The organism is Qipengyuania sp. JC766 (genome assembly GCF_040717445.1).
Lineage (GTDB): Bacteria > Pseudomonadota > Alphaproteobacteria > Sphingomonadales > Sphingomonadaceae > JC766.
The window spans coordinates 955,338-970,381 of record NZ_JBFEFL010000001.1 but is presented as its reverse complement, the minus strand read 5'-3'; the positions used below and the strand labels follow the sequence as shown (position 1 = coordinate 970,381).

Sequence of the window (15,044 nt, the reverse complement as noted above, 5' to 3'; positions counted from 1 at the left end):
CCTAGGACGCCGGTCTGAGACTCATCGCAAAACCGCCGCCGCTCTCCATCGCGAGCGTCACAATATCGCCGGCGCGCAACTTGCGTATCTCGCGGACCATCGCGAACCGGTCTCCGTCGATCCCCCCGCCTGCGCCATCGCGCCAGATTTCGGCCGTGTAGGTGGACCCTTCAGGCAGGAACGACAGGTCGATAGTCACCTCGCGGCGTGTGCTGTCCGTCACGCCCCCGATCCACCAGTCGTTGCCGGCACGCCGTTGCCGGGCGACGACGGCGTATTCGCCGACCCTGGCCGCCAGGACGCGGGTTTCTTCCCAGTCGACCGGGACCTGCTTGATGAAATCGAGCGCGTCCGGGGCCTTGGCATAGTTTTCGGGCAGATCCGCCACCATCTGCAGTGGCGAGTAGATTACCACATAGTCGGCCAGCTGCCGCGCTAGCGTGTTGGGAAGGGCACGCCCGTCACGCCCTTCCAGGCTGACGATCCCCGGAGTCAGGTCGAACGGACCCGCGAGCATTCGCGTGAACAGCAGGATCGGTTCGTGTTCGGGAGGATTGGGCGGTTCTCCCCATGCCATGTACTCCGTGCCCCGCGCACCTTCACGGGTCATCAGGTTGGGGTAGGTACGCCGCATGCCGGTGTCCTTGATCGGCTCGTGCGCGTTGATCGCGATCCGGTGTTCGGCAGCCCGCTCCGCGACCAGCACGTGATGACGCGCCATGTATTGCCCGTCGTGATATTCCCATTGCTCGGTACCGTCGGGATCCTCGCGCAGCACGCCGCCCGCATCGGCGACGTAGCCGGTCTTCACCGAATGCACGCCGTGCTTCTCGTAGTAATCGAAAGCACGCTCGAGCTGCCGCTCGTACAGGCCGGCATTGCCCGCAGTTTCGTGGTGACCCATGATCTCCACGCCCTTTTCGGCCGCGTAGGCACTGAGCCGGTCCATGTCGAAATCGGGGTAGGCGGTCGCGAACTGGAAGTTGCGACCGCTCTCGCTCCACCATCCCTCGTTCCATCCTTCGACAAGGACGGAATCGAAGCCGTGCTCGGCCGCGAAGTCTATGTAGTCGGTGGTGTGTTCGGTGGTCGCGCCGTGCTTGGGTCCGTCGTTCCAGCTCCACTTGTCGAGATGCATCGCCCACCAGATTCCGACATACTTCTGGGGCCGTACATAACTGGTGTCGCCCAGCCTGTTCGGCTCGTTGAGATTGAGGATCAGGTCCGATGCCGCGTAGAGCGCCGGAGCATCGGCAGCCACCATCACGGTCCGCCATGGCGTGTGAAACGGCGCCTGACGCCGGACCTTCCAGGGCTGGGACGAGGGCGCGAGAACGGTCCGGAAGCGTTGCCCTTCGATGCGCTGGAGCCAGAACGCGCTATAATCCTCCAGCGCGGCCTCGTGGATGGCGACATGAAGGCCGTCCGCCCGGCGGAACGTTATCGGTGAATGTGCCACGCCGACCTCCGCCGCCGGCGTGGTGTTGTAGAGATACTCGTACCTGTTCCACTCGCCGCCCGGTATCCACCAGGCGGTGGCATCGCCGGCCAGGGTGAATTCGGTCAGTTCCTCGTCGACCAGGACGTCGGAAAGCTGCTCCTGAGCGGGAAATTCGAAGCGGAAGCCGACACCGTAGTCGTAGACGCGGGCAACGACATCGATCCGGCGGCGGGTCTTGCCGGTCTCGGTGACCGGCACCCGGATCTCGCGATAGGTGTTGTCGACGAAGCGGCGCTCACCCCAGGGCTGCTCCCACCGTTCGGACCGGCTGCTTCGCTCCGCCTCGCCAAGTTCGACGCCGTTCTGCCACTTGCCGGCTCCGCGCAGCATGAAGCCCAGCTTCGACGGTTCGATGACCGGAACGCCATCGCGATCGATGCTGTAAACGGCGATCCCGCCTGCCGTCGCGAGTTCGAAGCAGAGGCGCCCGTCGGGCGAGCATTCTCGCAGCTCGGGTCCATCCTGCGCGGAAGCTCCGGAGATACCGGACCCCAGAAAAAGGGACAGAAGCGCGAGCAGGCGTGCGATCGCTTTGAGAAGCGGACCGGTCATGTGATTTCTCCCCGGTCGCAATGTCATGGGCGACCGTCTAGGCGATCCTTGTGACCGAAGCCCGGAAGTCCTGCAACCGGTTACATCCGGTGACCCGGGGTCTATCGGATGCGGCGGTTCCGACATCGCAGCGGGAAGTTCTTCACCGGGAAGGCGGGACCTGCCACCGTCCTCGCCATGATTCGCAGCAACGCCGTGTCCGCCTTCCTTCCCACCGAAGGGATCCACAACTTCCGGGATTTCGGAGGGTATCGGGGCGCGGATGGCGCCATGGTGCGACGCGACCTTCTGTTTCGTTCCGGCCAGCATGTCGGTGCCAGCGATGCCGACCTCGCCGCGATTGCGGCCCTCGATATCCGTACGGTCATCGATCTCAGGGGCAATGCGGAGCGCGAGCGCAATCCATGCCGCCGGGTCGAGGGGTTCGTTGGCGAGGTCGTCTTCTACGACGGCGAAACCAGCTCGAGCCCGCCGCATGAAGACCTAGGTGATACGGCCGTGGATGCGGACTACGCAAGGCGCCGGATGACGCAGGTGTACAAGAGGATGGCCCGCAATCCGGCGATGATCGAGATGTTCGGCCGGTATTTTCGCGTTCTTGCCGAGCGGGAGGGCGCTAGCCTCGTCCACTGCTTCGCCGGCAAGGACCGGACGGGTGTCGCCGCCACACTGGTCCTGCACGTTCTCGGTGTCGGCCGCGACGACCAGATGGCGGAGTTTCTGCTGACCAATCTCGCACCCACGGTCGACGTGCTCAAATCCCAGTCCCTGCCCGGCATCGAGGCCAGGCTGGGCAAGCTGGACGAAGAAACCATCCGCAACCTGATGGAAGTGCGAGAGGAGTATCTCGCGACTTTCACGAGAGAGGTCGAGGCTGATTTTGGGTCGATCGATGGCTTCGTCGAACGGGCGCTCGGGGTCGACCGAGAACTGGCCGACACACTGAGGCAGCGCTATCTGGCGTGAGCGTGAACCGCGGTCGCGGCTGTTCACCCGCGGCCTTGTGGCCCTTGCGGAAACCCGGCGCGACTTCATATGGCTGCTGACTGACTTCAAGACTCTCGATTGGAACGACCCATGGCGACCCATCGCACCAAAATGCTCATCATCGGTTCCGGCCCTGCCGGCTACAGCGCCGCCATCTATGGCGCGCGGGCCATGCTGGAGCCGATCGTGGTGCAGGGCCTCCAGCCGGGCGGCCAGCTGACCATCACCACCGATGTCGAGAACTATCCCGGCTTTCGCGACGTGGTGCAGGGCCCTTGGCTGATGGAAGAGATGAAGGCGCAGGCCGAGCATGTCGGCACGCGCATGATGTGGGACACGATCGTTTCGGTCGATCTCGATGGCGGGCCGCCATACCGTGCGGTCGGCGACAGCGGCGACGAGTATATCGGCGACACGCTGGTCATCGCCACGGGTGCATCGGCCAAGTGGCTTGGCGTACCGGGCGAGCAGGAGCTTGGTGGCAAGGGCGTATCGGCCTGCGCAACCTGCGACGGCTTCTTTTATCGCGGCAAGAAGGTCGCGGTGATCGGCGGCGGCAACACTGCGGTCGAGGAAGCGCTCTATCTCACGAACCATTCGCACGACGTCACCCTGATCCATCGCCGCGACGAACTGCGGGCCGAGCGGATCCTGCAGGAGCGGCTGTTCGCGTCCGAGAAGATCACCCCGATGTGGAACAAGACCGTCGAGAGCTTCGAAGGCGATCCTCTGGCGGGCGGGCTGACCCATCTGGTACTGCGCGATACGGAGACCGGCAAAAGGTCGGAGCTGAAGGTGGACGGAGCCTTCGTCGCGATCGGACATGCGCCGGCGACCGAGCTGTTCCAGGGCAAGCTCGAAATGGACGACAGCGGCTACCTCGTGGTGGAGCCGGGTACGCCCAAGACCGAGCTGCCGGGCGTGTTCGCCTGCGGCGACGTGATGGACCACACCTATCGCCAGGCGGTGACGGCCGCGGGAACGGGCTGCATGGCCGCGCTCGATGCGGAGCGGTTCCTGGCGACGATGGACTTCGCCCGCGAAGAGATGCCGCAGGTCGAAGCGGCCGAATGATCTAGAAGGCGGCCAGCGCCGCCTTCACGATCAGCACGCCCAGGACCACGCTGCTCAGCGCGAAAAGGGCGAAGCGCACCATGACGACATTCGCGGTCACCTGCACCAGCGAGTGGATCACGCGCAGCGCCATGTAGATCCAGCCCAGAAACGCGTTGGCCGATGTACCCTGATCGAGCAGGGCGAGGACGATCATCACCGCGTAGAACAGCGTCGGCTGTTCGTGCAGGTGATTGTAGTTGTCCGCCTTCCAGTTCACCTTGTCCGGCAATTGCGACCGCAGGCTCGCGCCTGTCGTGCCGACCAGCTTCTTCGTCTCTACTCCCGGTGCCCGGCTCATGGCCGGGATGCGCGTGGCGTACATCCAGACCCACATGACCATGGTCCAGATCATCAGGGCGATGACCGGCTGGAAGAACTCGGGCATCGTCATGCCGGGGCGAGGCCCGGGTCGAAGAACAGGGTGACCATGATCGCGCGCACCGCAAGGACGATCAGTGCGAGCGTGCTGAGCGCAAACAGCGTAAACCGGACGGAGACCTTGTTGACCGTCGCCTGATAGACCGAATGCACGATGCGCAGCGCGACGTAGATCCAGGCGCAGACGACGTCGATCGCAACCGCACCCATGACGGCCAGGATCAGCACGACCGGGTAGAAGATGGTCGGCTGTTCCATCAGGTGCGTGTAATTGTGCGCCTTCCAGTTGATCCGGTCGGGGATCACGCCTTCCAAGTCCTGCCCGCGCCCGCCCGGCTTCGCCTTGCCGAGGCCGGAACTGGCCTGCTTCATTGCCGGCAGGCGGGTGAACGCCATCCAGAACAGCATGACCAGCGACCACGCGACGAGCACTGCGGCCGGGGCCAGTATCTGAGCTTGCATCGAATCCTCTCCCTGTTTGCCCGGACGATGGGACCGTGCCCGTCCAATTGTCAAACGCAACCTATCGCGGCCGGCCAAGATCGAGCCGGGTAAAGTAGGACAGCCGACCCCGCTCGCTCCGAAGGCGCAACCCCTCGCTGTCCGCCAGCCGCCCGGCCTCGGGCAGCAGGCTTGCGCGCGGTTCGACATGGAACTTCGCCAGCCAGCCGCGCAGCAGTGCGGCGAGGGGGCCCGGCATCGTCTCGAGCGTCCCGAAATCGACCACATGGAGCGATCCGCCGGGGGCGACCAGCGTGGCGGCATGGGCGAGCGCGCGCTCCCAGTCGGGGATCATCGACAGTGAGTAGGACAGGACCACCCGGTCGAACCGGCCGCGCCCCAGCAGCGCCTCCGCATCGAAGTCGCGCGCGTCTCCGGGGGCCAGTGTCGCGTTGTCGCCCAGCGTCGTGCGGGCGCTCTTGAGCATCTCGCTCGAGATATCGATGCCGTAGAGTTCGACGCCGGGATAGGCCTTGCCGATCTTCGCGAGGTTGCGCCCGGTCCCGCAGGCGATTTCCAGCACGGCATCGCCGGGCCCGCAGTCGAGAGCGGCAATCAGCCGGTCGCGGCCGAAGAGGTAGTACTTGCGCGTCAGGTCGTAGATGTGCCGCTGTCCGCGATAGACCGAGTCCATCAGTGCGGCATGCCCCTGCGCCTGCGGGTCGCTCATCCGGCCAGCTCGTACAGGTGCACGCCGCCATAGATCGAGGACCGGTCGCGCTGCGTCAGGTCGCGCGACAGTTCCTCGTGATACGTCCAGCGGTCGAGGATTTCGGGTCTGACGCGCCCCGGCAGCAGTGACGGTTCGGCCGCAGTCCGGAACAGCACGCGGGCGCCCGGCGCGGCGGACCGCGTGATCTGTTCCCACAGGCCGTTCAGCTGGTCGTCGTCCATCCAGTCCTGCGCGTCGAGCAGGACGAACCGATCGAGAGTACCTGCCTCGCGCTCCCCCATGAAGTGGACCATGTTCGCATTGCGGACCTCCAGCCGATCGATCCGTTCGCGCAGGACGTCCCAGTTGCCGCGCTGGAGATAGGGCGGCAGGGGCGCGTCCTCGTTGCGCGAATAGCCGCGGCCGAAGGCTTGCCAGGCGAAGTAGTTGTCGCTGACCTCGAAATCGCAGGCGAGTTTTTCCAGCCGCTTGCGCAGGACCTCGGCCATCTTCTCGTTTCCGGCCAGCGCGTCGAACTGCGCGGGCGGGATGCCGAGACCGAAGAGCGAGGCCGGCTGGTCCGTCAGCCAGCGGATGAACTTCCTGTCGAAGACCGGCGCGACTTCCTTCTCGAACACGGCGCGCTGTTCCTCGAGGTTCTTCGCGGCAAGGACGCGCGACAGGTCCACCTTGTAAAGACGGGCGAAGAGGTGCGCGATGCCGATAAAGTTGCCGAGCAACCCCTGCTTGTAGATCCCGCGGGTGAAATAGGTGATTCGGCGCCGGCCGGTGAAGTCGCGCTTTTCCCAGTACTTGCGGCTTTCCACATCGAGATGCGGGGCGATCTCGCGCTTGTAGACCTCCTTGTTCTCCTTGTGGTCCGAATGGACGAAGAACCGGCGGAAGCGCTCGTAATTGTCGAGGTGCTTCACTGCCGCGATCTTGAGCCGGCCCAGCGCCACATGGGCGCGATTGAGGTCCACCGCGGTTACTTCCGCCGGGTCCGCGATCAGGTAGGACAGCGCGTTGCAGCTACCGCTGGCGATGCACATGACACGGCTGTCGGGCCGGATTTCCAGCCCTTCCATGTCGATGACCGGGTCTTCCCAGATCTGCGCGTAGACGAGGCCCTTGAAGGCAGTGGCAAACGCCTTGTCGAGCAGCTTCTCGCCACGCTTGCCTTCCTTGCGAACCACCGCATCGTCGATGATCCGGGGTTTCTTCGTGGTGTCGGGCCGGGTTGCCATGGAAAGTCGCCTTGGGTTCGGGAGGGGGGGCTTCTGTAACCGCCGGGTGGCTACGGTTTAAGGACAAACCCCCGCTAATCGTCGGTCGTGATCGTTCTGGCGAACGCGGCGGGGTCCACGTTGCCGCCGGTGACCATGATCACGGTGTCCTCGTCCAGAGGCACCTTTCCGGCCAGCGCAGCGGCCAAGGCGGCTGCGCCGCCGGGTTCCACCACCAGTTGGAGCCGGGCAAAGGCGAAGCGCTGGGCCGCGCGCACCTCGGCATCGGTGACGGTGACACCCGGTTCGGCCCGGCCCGACAGGACGGCGAGGTTGATCGGCTTGGTCGCATCGGGCTGCAGCGCATCGCAGATGGTGGTAGGCGGATCGTCCGCCACACGCACGATCTGTCCCTTGGTGAGCGACTGCCCCACCATGTCCCAGCCGACAGGCTCCACCGGCACGATCGCGCTGTCCGGACAGGCGAGTGCGAGGCCTGCCGCGAGGCCGCCCCCGCCGCAGCAGGCGACGATCCGGCTCGGCTGGCGGCCCAGCTGTCGGGCGATTTCCACGCCCGCGCTGCCCTGTCCCTCGATGACCCAAGGATCGCCAAAGGCGTGGACCAGCACCGATCCGCGTTCCGCGACCAGCCGCGCGGCGACCTCGTCCCGGTCCTCGCCCGGCCGTTCGTAGAGCACCACTTCGGCGCCCAGCGCGCGGGTCGCTTCCAGCTTCGCCGCAGGGGCGTTGCGCGGCATCACGATGGTCGCGGCGATACCCAGCCGCCGCGCGGCCCAGGCAACCCCCTGGGCATGGTTGCCGCTCGACACGGCGACGACGCCGCGCTCGCGCTCGGCATCGTCCATGCTCGAAAGCCGCCACCAGCCGCCGCGTATCTTGAACGCGCCGATCGGTTGCAGGCTTTCCGCCTTCACGTGGCACGTAACGTCCCCGATCTCGACCGGCAGCAGCGGCGTGGGCGGCAGGATCGCGCCGACCGCGTCCGCCGCGGCGCGTACCCCGTCGCGAGTCGGCATCCGTCCGGCGCTCATCGCGAAGCGTCCGGAACCGGAGACATGGACCACCTGGACCACTGTCCAGGGGCAAAAAAACCGGGGGTTTCATGGGCGCAAACGGGCGCGGCGGACGGCAGGGGAGGAGGGCAGCTCATCACAGGTTCATAGCGATTCGGGGCGGCTGTAGGAAAGCGGAACCGGATCGATTGGCGCGGCGCGCGCATTGCTCTAGGGCACCCGCAAATCCACACACACGAAGAGGCAAACGGCACATGGCAAAGGTTCTGGTTATCGGGGCAGGGGGCGTCAGCTCGGTCTGCGTTCACAAGATGGCGATGAACACGGACATCTTCAGCGACATCCACCTCGCCAGCCGGACGAAGAGCAAGTGCGATGCCATCGCGGCGAGCGTGAAGGAGCGCACCGGGGTGGACGTGAGCACTTACGAGATCGACGCTGAGGAAGTCCCGGCCATGGTCAACCTCATCCGCAAGGTCGAACCCAAGCTCGTCGTCAACCTGGCACTGCCGTACCAGGACCTGCCGATCATGGACGCCTGCCTGGAAGCGGGCGTCGATTACCTCGACACCGCGAATTACGAGCCGAAGGACGAGGCGAAGTTCGAATACAAATGGCAGTGGGCCTATCAGGACCGGTTCAGGGATGCCGGCTTGATGGCGCTACTCGGCTCCGGCTTCGATCCGGGCGTCACGTCTATCTTCACCATGTGGCTCAAGAAGCACAAGCTGAAGACCATCCGCCAGCTCGACATTCTCGACTGCAATGGCGGCGATCACGGGCAGGCTTTTGCCACCAACTTCAATCCCGAGATCAACATCCGCGAAGTGACCGCGCCCGCGCGTCACTGGGAAGATGGCGAATTCGTCGAAACCCCGGCGATGGGCAAGAAGGTGGAATTCGACTTCGAAGCCGTCGGCCCCAAGAACATGTACATGATGTATCACGAGGAGCTGGAAAGCCTCGCCAAGTTCAACCCGGAGCTGGAGCGCGCGCGGTTCTGGATGACCTTCGGCGACGAGTACATCAAGCACCTGACCGTGCTGCAGAATGTCGGTATGACCCGGATCGATCCGGTCAAGTACCAGGGCAAGGACATCATCCCGCTGCAGTTCCTCGCCGCCGTGCTGCCCAAGCCCGAAACGCTGGGCGAAACCACCAAGGGCAACACCAATATCGGGGTGATCGCCACCGGCGAGGCGCTGGACGGTTCGGGCGAGAAGACGTTCTACATCAACAATATCTGCAGCCACGAGGCCGCCTACGAGGAAACCGGCAATCAGGCCGTCAGCTACACCACCGGCGTCCCCGCCATGATCGGCAGTGCGATGATGGTCACCGGCACATGGGACGAGGACGGCGTCATCAACATGGAACAGATGGACCCCGATCCCTTCATGGACATGCTGAACGACCACGGCCTGCCCTGGCAGGTGAAGGAACTGGACGGGCCGGTCGACTTCTGACGATGCGCACGGTCCTGTCGGCCCTCGTCTTGGCAGCATTACCGGCCGTTGCTTCGCCGGTGCTCGCGCAGGAGGTTCCTGCGACGTCTGCCGCGGACGCGCCTGAGTTCGATGCGGTTGCGGCGTGGGACGAGTTCGAACAGCTGCTGCGCAGCGAGTACGCCTATATCGAGCGCGACGATATCGACGTGGAGGCGCAGCTGCGCCGGTCCCGTGCGCTGGCTGCGGAGGCCGGCGACCGGAAGGCGCTGCGGCGGATCATGCATCGCACCGGGCTGACATTCATGGACCCGCACCTGCTCGTCGGGCCGTTCGATGACGACGACTATGCGATCCTCATGTCGTCCGCCGACCTTGACGCCTGTTTCGAGGATGGCCGGGCGGTCATCGTGGACGTGCGGCGCGGATCGCCCGCATTCGATGCAGGCCTGAGACCGGGCGACGAGATCGTGTCCATCGCTGGCTTGCCGGCACGCGATGCGGCGCGGGCACCGTTCGGAACCGTCCTTCCGGACCCCTCGGATGCGCAGTTCGATTACGGACTGACCCTGGCGGTCAACGGACTGCGCACGGGGAACCGCTTGCTCTCGGTCAGGTCGGCCGAAGCGCCGGTTCGCGAGGTGCAGCTCGGTTCGACGCGCGACTGGGCGAATGGCCTGGCCGACCGGGAGCTGGTCGAACTGTCCTTTGCGGGCGCCGCAGGCGATATCGCCGTCCTGCGGCCGCTCAATTCGCTCGGCGACAACGACACGATAACCGCCTTCGACGCTGCGCTGGAAAAGGCGATTGCCGACGGTGCGCGGGGCGTCGTGCTCGACATGCGCGAGACCCCGAGCGGGGGGAACACCGAAGTCGGCCGGTCGGTCATAGGCCACTTCGTCGACGCGCCCCGACCATACCAGATGCACCGCGTGCCCGTGCTGGAACGCGAATTCACGGTACCGCGCCAGTTCGTCGAATACGTCTTCCCGCGAGAGCCGCTTTTTAAAGGCCCGGTGGTCGTGCTTCACGGCCGCTGGACCGGCAGCATGGGCGAGGGCATCGTGATCGGCATGGATGCGGCCAGCGCCGCCACCACCATAGGATCGAACATGGGCGACCTGCTCGGCGGCGTGTGGAACGCGCAGCTGGAACTGAGCGGCGCGCGCGTCGATTTCGGCGGGGAATCGCTGTTCCACCCCGACGGTACGCCACGCGAGGACTATGTCGCGGACATTCCCACCGAACCCGCCAGCACGGCCGCGGACGGTTCGGATCCCGCGCTGGCGGCAGCGCTCGAATTGCTGGAGGCACGCTGACCCATGGAAACGAGAGCCGGCGATCCGGGCGCCTTCGCCCAGTTCGACCTCAACCGCGTCGACAGTCCCGCCTTCGTCGTCGATGCGGCGAAACTGCGCGCCAATTGCCAGATCCTGGCCGACATTCGCGATGCGGCGGACATCAAGATGCTCTCGGCGCTGAAGGCCTTCAGCATGTTCCCGGTCGCGTCGATCCTGGGCGAATATCTGGACGGGGTCTGCACTTCCGGCCTGTGGGAAGCGCGGCTGGCGAGCGAGTTCTACGACGGCGAGATCAGCACCTATTGCGCGGCCTACAAGCCCGAGGACCTGGAAGAGGTCTGCCGCCTGTCCGACCACGTGATCTTCAATTCGCCCCAGCAGATGGAGCGCGCGTCCCTGATCCTCGATGCGGCGCGGGCGAGCGGGGGCGGGTTCGACGTCGGCCTGCGGCTCAACCCGCAGGTGCCGACGGGAGAAGTGCCGCGCTACGACCCGTCGAGCCCGGGCAGCCGGCTGGGCTTTCCGATCAGCCAGCTCGAATTCGACCACATGGCGGGGCTCGACGGGATCCATTTCCACAATCTGTGCGAGCAGGACTTCGAACCGCTGCGCCAGACCTGGGACAAGGTGTTCGATGCCATCGAGCCCTGGTTCGGCCAGCTCAAGTGGATCAATATGGGCGGCGGACACCACATCACCCGCGCCGATTACCAGCGCGAGGAGCTCATCGAATTCCTGCGCGATGCGAAGGAAGACTCGCAGGCGGAAATCTACCTCGAACCGGGCGAGGCGGTGGCGCTCGATGCCGGCATCCTCGTCGGCACCATCCTCGACGCGGGCGTCAACGAAGTGCCGTTCGCCATCACCGACGTCTCGGCCACCTGCCACATGCCCGACGTGATCGAGGCGCCCTATCGTCCCGCCATGCTGGGCGAGCGCGTGGGGGAAGGGCAGGCGGTCCGGCTGGGCGGGCCGTCATGCCTCGCGGGCGACGTCATCGGTGACTATTCCCTGCCGGTGCCGTGCGAGCCGGGGCAGCGGATCGCCTTCCTCGACCAGGCGCATTACTCGATGGTGAAGACCAACACGTTCAACGGCGTTCCCCTGCCGAGCATCTGGCTGTGGGACAGCGAAACCGATGCGCTGGAGCAGGTAAAAGCCTTCGAATACGAGGATTTCCGCAACCGGCTCGGCTAGTCCTGCGGGTCGGTCTCCGATCGCGGGTCGCCGCCAAGCCCCTTGCGCCCGAACCCGCCCGGCCGAGCCGGGATGGCTCCGGCGACCGCAGCGGCGGCGGTTGCCCCAGCGACGAATTGCGCCGTATCGCGCCGGTCCTGCTGCAGCCCGACCAGCTCTTCGCGGTGGCGCTTGCGCGCGGCGCGGTCCCATTCGTTGAGCGAGGCGGCCAGATCGGCGAGACGACCGAACTGCTCGATCGTCCGTTCGAGCAGGACGCGGTCCTGGCTCGCCTCTATCGATCCGCTTTCGAAAAGGCTGTTCGCCTTCATCACCACGATCAGTTCCCCGCGTACGAACAAGGCACGGATATCCTGCCCCTGCAGGCCCTGTTCCAGCTTCAGCAGCCGTTCGACATAGGCCGGGTGGACGAGATAGCGCGCTTCGACCTGGTCGGTCGAATAGATGTCGAACACGTCCTCGAACCCGGGATGGACCATGTCGACATAGGCCAGTTCGCGCCCGTCCAGCCGGATCGTGTCCTTCGCCCCGCCGAAGAACTTGCGATGCTTGCCGCTGCGCTGGACGAGAGTGACCCCGTGAACCTCGCGTGTGCAGCCGATGGTCATCACCGCGCCGCGGAACGTCGTGACCCAGCGGCGGTTCTTCCCCGAGCCGCGGCGCTCCTCCAGGTGCGCGTCGTGCAGGCAGAAACGGTGCCCCATCGCCTGGCCGCACCACTGGTCCTCGAAGCTGGCGCGGGTGAAGCCGGGAAACATCTCGTGGGCGCGGGCGGTGTGGAAACCGTCCAGCTGGTCGACTTCGATGGTGTATTCTAGGCCCAGCGTGTCGGCGATCGCGTCGTTGATGCCGATCTTCACCTGCTTGATCGCCTCGCGCTTGGGCGCCTGCGACCACCACCATCCGAGGCCCGTGCCGGCCATCACGAGGAAGAACTTGAAGTCGAGGCCGAGCGGGTCGAGCAGCACCATGAAGACCAGCACCGGCAGGCCGATGATCAGCACCATGAACAGGCGCGAATTCGCCTTGCTGCGCGCTTCTTCGCGCACATGCGTCTGCTGCCGCAGCCAGCCGCCAAGCGGGCCCTGCATCAGCGCATCGGCGTTCGGTCTTTCCAGCATATCGATCAAAAGCCCCCGCAGGCTTCCTTAAACATTATCGGCTATGATAGTCCTAACGGCACTTCGCTGAAGGGGGAAAACGTGGAACCGATACTCTCTACTTTCTGGACCTCCGCTCTCGTCGTCCTGGCGGTCGGCCTCGCGATCCTGCTGATCGTCATCTACAACCGGCTCGTGGCACTGCGGCAGAACTGCCACCAGGGCGTGGCGGACATCGATGTCCAGCTTCGCCAGCGGCACGATCTGGTTCCCAACCTCGTCGCCACGGTGAAGGGCTATGCCGCGCACGAGAAGGAGACGCTCGACGCGGTGATTTCCGCGCGTTCGACCGCCGCGCAGGGTGAGCTGAACTCCCAAGACGAGGCGCAGCTGAAGATCGCGCTCGACCGGTTGCTGGCGTTGGCCGAGGCGTATCCCGAGCTGAAGGCGAACGTGAACTTCCTGCAGTTGCAGGACGAGCTGAGCGACGTGGAAGACAAGCTCGCCGCCGCGCGCCGCGCGCTCAACGCCGCCGTGTCGCGCTACAACACCGCGATCGAAAATTTCCCCGCGGTGCTGTTCGCCGGCCTGCTCGGCTTCCGGCACTACGACTTCCACCGCCTCGACGACAGCGAGAAGGGCGTGGTCGACCAGCGCCCGCAGGTGCAGTTCTGACGACGGGCCGCCGGACCTTTCCGCAGGCTGTTTCGTATTGAAGGAAGCGCGCATTTTCGCTTGCGGTTCATCCGCAGCGTTTTATATGCGCGCTCCCGCTGTCCTCCCCGTTTTCTCGGGGGACTCTCAACGCAAGGCAGCGGGTATGTTTAACGACGCCCAGGGGGTCCCTTGAATTGCACACTTATCCCGACGCCTGGTCCGTAGCTCGCGCGCTGACGCCGGACGAGCCGGTCATCCTGAACCGTCCCCACGCCGCCGCGCGCGCCGCCCGATTCTTCGTCGAGAAGTTTCCGGGCAAGCCGCTCTACGCGGTCAAGGCGAACCCTTCGCCGGACCTGCTGCGGATCCTGTGGGATAACGGGATCGTCAAATACGACGTCGCCTCCATCGCCGAAGTCCGCCTGGCGCGCGCGACTCTGCCCGAGGCGGACCTGTGCTTCATGCACCCGGTCAAGACGGCGCGGGCCGTGCGCGAGGCCTATTTCCAGCACGGGGTGAAGACGTTCGTCTTCGACACGGCCGAAGAGCTGGAAAAGATCGTGGAAGCATGCCGCAGCGATGCGGGCGAAGCTGCGACGGACCTGCGGCTGCTGCTGCGCCTGCGCGTCTCCAGCGAATATGCCGAACTCTCGCTCGCTTCCAAGTTCGGGTGCGATTTGGGCGATGCGACCGCGCTGCTGCAGATGGCGCGCCAGCATTGCGACTGGCTCGGCATCGCGTTCCACGTAGGCAGCCAGGCGATGAGCCCGTTCGCCTACGTGCAGGCGCTCGACCGCGTGCGCGCGGCCATTGCCGAGGCCAGCGTCGTGATCGACATGATCGATGTGGGCGGCGGTTTTCCGAGCATCTATCCGGGCATGGAACCCCCGCCGCTGGAAGATTACTTCCAGATCATCCACCAGCATTTCTACGCGCTGCCGATCGCCTACAACGCGGAACTGTGGTGCGAACCGGGCCGCGCGCTGTGCGCGGAGTATTCCTCGCTCATCGTGCGGGTCGAGAAGCGCCGGGGTGACGAACTCTACATCAACGACGGTGCCTACGGCGCGCTCTACGATGCTGCTCATGTGGGCTGGCGTTTCCCCCTGCGCGCGCTGGAAGACGACCTGCGCGATCCGGAGGAGGAATTCGCCTTCTACGGTCCGACCTGCGACGATGCCGACTACATGCGCGGCCCGTTCCCGCTTCCGGGCGATATCCAGGCCGGCGACTATATCGAGATCGGAATGCTGGGTGCCTACGGCGCCGCCATGAAGACGGGCTTCAACGGCTTCGGCGACGCGGAGCAGGTGATCGTCGACGACGAACCGATGGCCAGCCTTTATCGCGGCGACCGCGAACGCCCCGCGAGCGACAATGTGGTGAGCCTGCGCTGA

Annotated in this window: 14 protein-coding genes; 7 read left to right on the top strand and 7 right to left on the bottom strand. The window is 65.3% G+C overall.

Annotated elements, in window-relative coordinates:
• Position 1 precedes the first annotated feature (1 nt).
• Positions 2-2,053: a glycoside hydrolase family 97 protein gene (locus AB1K63_RS04770; protein WP_366958808.1), complete on the bottom strand. Its 2,052-nt coding sequence runs from the start codon at positions 2,051-2,053 to the stop codon at positions 2-4.
• A 177-nt stretch (positions 2,054-2,230) separates the two neighbouring features.
• Between AB1K63_RS04770 and AB1K63_RS04765 the strand changes: the two genes are divergently transcribed.
• Both AB1K63_RS04765 and trxB read left to right on the top strand, forming a co-directional pair.
• Positions 2,231-3,019, top strand: coding sequence for a tyrosine-protein phosphatase (locus tag AB1K63_RS04765; RefSeq protein WP_366958807.1), 789 nt, complete (start codon positions 2,231-2,233; stop codon positions 3,017-3,019).
• A 111-nt stretch (positions 3,020-3,130) separates the two neighbouring features.
• The gene (trxB, locus tag AB1K63_RS04760) at positions 3,131-4,114 is read left to right on the top strand and encodes a thioredoxin-disulfide reductase (RefSeq protein ID WP_366958806.1); all 984 of its coding nucleotides are present in this window, start codon (positions 3,131-3,133) and stop codon (positions 4,112-4,114) included.
• Position 4,115: 1 nt separating this feature from the next.
• On the opposite strand, the gene AB1K63_RS04755 is transcribed toward trxB, so the two are convergent.
• The 5 genes from AB1K63_RS04755 to AB1K63_RS04735 all read right to left on the bottom strand — a co-directional run bounded on the left by AB1K63_RS04755 (position 4,116) and on the right by AB1K63_RS04735 (position 7,965).
• On the bottom strand, positions 4,116-4,547 hold the full coding sequence (locus AB1K63_RS04755; protein ID WP_366958805.1) for an MAPEG family protein: 432 nt from the start codon (positions 4,545-4,547) through the stop codon (positions 4,116-4,118).
• The gene (locus tag AB1K63_RS04750; protein WP_366958804.1) at positions 4,544-4,996 is read right to left on the bottom strand and encodes an MAPEG family protein; all 453 of its coding nucleotides are present in this window, start codon (positions 4,994-4,996) and stop codon (positions 4,544-4,546) included. The genes AB1K63_RS04755 and AB1K63_RS04750 overlap by 4 nt, the downstream gene beginning before the upstream one ends.
• 61 nt (positions 4,997-5,057) lie before the next feature.
• Positions 5,058-5,705 carry a class I SAM-dependent methyltransferase gene (locus AB1K63_RS04745; RefSeq protein ID WP_366958803.1) on the bottom strand — a complete coding sequence of 216 codons (648 nt, stop codon included), beginning with the start codon at positions 5,703-5,705 and terminating at the stop codon, positions 5,058-5,060.
• Complete coding sequence (locus AB1K63_RS04740; RefSeq protein ID WP_366958802.1) at positions 5,702-6,934, bottom strand: DUF3419 family protein; 1,233 nt, start codon at positions 6,932-6,934, stop codon at positions 5,702-5,704. Before AB1K63_RS04740 ends, AB1K63_RS04745 begins: the two co-directional genes overlap by 4 nt.
• Before the next feature lie 74 nt (positions 6,935-7,008).
• The gene (locus AB1K63_RS04735; protein ID WP_366958801.1) at positions 7,009-7,965 is read right to left on the bottom strand and encodes a threonine/serine dehydratase; all 957 of its coding nucleotides are present in this window, start codon (positions 7,963-7,965) and stop codon (positions 7,009-7,011) included.
• A 236-nt stretch (positions 7,966-8,201) separates the two neighbouring features.
• Between AB1K63_RS04735 and AB1K63_RS04730 the strand changes: the two genes are divergently transcribed.
• From AB1K63_RS04730 to AB1K63_RS04720, 3 genes are read left to right on the top strand one after another with little or no spacing between them, the layout of a single operon-like run.
• On the top strand, positions 8,202-9,413 hold the full coding sequence (locus AB1K63_RS04730; RefSeq protein ID WP_366958800.1) for a saccharopine dehydrogenase family protein: 1,212 nt from the start codon (positions 8,202-8,204) through the stop codon (positions 9,411-9,413).
• A gap of 29 nt (positions 9,414-9,442) precedes the next feature.
• Positions 9,443-10,711, top strand: coding sequence for a S41 family peptidase (locus AB1K63_RS04725; protein ID WP_366958799.1), 1,269 nt, complete (start codon positions 9,443-9,445; stop codon positions 10,709-10,711).
• Between the two features lie 3 nt (positions 10,712-10,714).
• Complete coding sequence (locus AB1K63_RS04720) at positions 10,715-11,890, top strand: carboxynorspermidine decarboxylase (RefSeq protein ID WP_366958798.1); 1,176 nt, start codon at positions 10,715-10,717, stop codon at positions 11,888-11,890.
• On the opposite strand, the gene AB1K63_RS04715 is transcribed toward AB1K63_RS04720, so the two are convergent.
• Positions 11,887-13,011 (bottom strand): DUF3137 domain-containing protein, encoded by a 1,125-nt coding sequence (locus AB1K63_RS04715; RefSeq protein WP_366958797.1) that lies wholly within the window; start codon positions 13,009-13,011, stop codon positions 11,887-11,889. The two genes, AB1K63_RS04720 and AB1K63_RS04715, sit on opposite strands and share 4 nt — an antisense overlap.
• An 81-nt stretch (positions 13,012-13,092) precedes the next feature.
• On the opposite strand from AB1K63_RS04715, the gene AB1K63_RS04710 reads away from it, so the two are divergent.
• A complete protein-coding gene (locus AB1K63_RS04710; protein ID WP_366958796.1) occupies positions 13,093-13,665 on the top strand; it encodes a LemA family protein in 573 nt (190 codons plus the stop codon).
• A 176-nt stretch (positions 13,666-13,841) separates the two neighbouring features.
• The gene (locus AB1K63_RS04705; protein WP_366958795.1) at positions 13,842-15,044 is read left to right on the top strand and encodes a type III PLP-dependent enzyme; all 1,203 of its coding nucleotides are present in this window, start codon (positions 13,842-13,844) and stop codon (positions 15,042-15,044) included.

Coding starts and splice junctions, on each gene's coding strand:
- AB1K63_RS04755 (WP_366958805.1), bottom strand. CDS start 4,547: ATGACGATGCCCGAGTTCTTCCAGCCGGTCATCGCCCTGATGATCTGG.
- trxB (WP_366958806.1), top strand. CDS start 3,131: ATGGCGACCCATCGCACCAAAATGCTCATCATCGGTTCCGGCCCTGCC.
- AB1K63_RS04715 (WP_366958797.1), bottom strand. CDS start 13,011: ATGCTGGAAAGACCGAACGCCGATGCGCTGATGCAGGGCCCGCTTGGC.
- AB1K63_RS04765 (WP_366958807.1), top strand. CDS start 2,231: ATGATTCGCAGCAACGCCGTGTCCGCCTTCCTTCCCACCGAAGGGATC.
- AB1K63_RS04750 (WP_366958804.1), bottom strand. CDS start 4,996: ATGCAAGCTCAGATACTGGCCCCGGCCGCAGTGCTCGTCGCGTGGTCG.
- AB1K63_RS04770 (WP_366958808.1), bottom strand. CDS start 2,053: ATGACCGGTCCGCTTCTCAAAGCGATCGCACGCCTGCTCGCGCTTCTG.
- AB1K63_RS04745 (WP_366958803.1), bottom strand. CDS start 5,705: ATGAGCGACCCGCAGGCGCAGGGGCATGCCGCACTGATGGACTCGGTC.
- AB1K63_RS04730 (WP_366958800.1), top strand. CDS start 8,202: ATGGCAAAGGTTCTGGTTATCGGGGCAGGGGGCGTCAGCTCGGTCTGC.
- AB1K63_RS04720 (WP_366958798.1), top strand. CDS start 10,715: ATGGAAACGAGAGCCGGCGATCCGGGCGCCTTCGCCCAGTTCGACCTC.
- AB1K63_RS04740 (WP_366958802.1), bottom strand. CDS start 6,934: ATGGCAACCCGGCCCGACACCACGAAGAAACCCCGGATCATCGACGAT.
- AB1K63_RS04735 (WP_366958801.1), bottom strand. CDS start 7,965: ATGAGCGCCGGACGGATGCCGACTCGCGACGGGGTACGCGCCGCGGCG.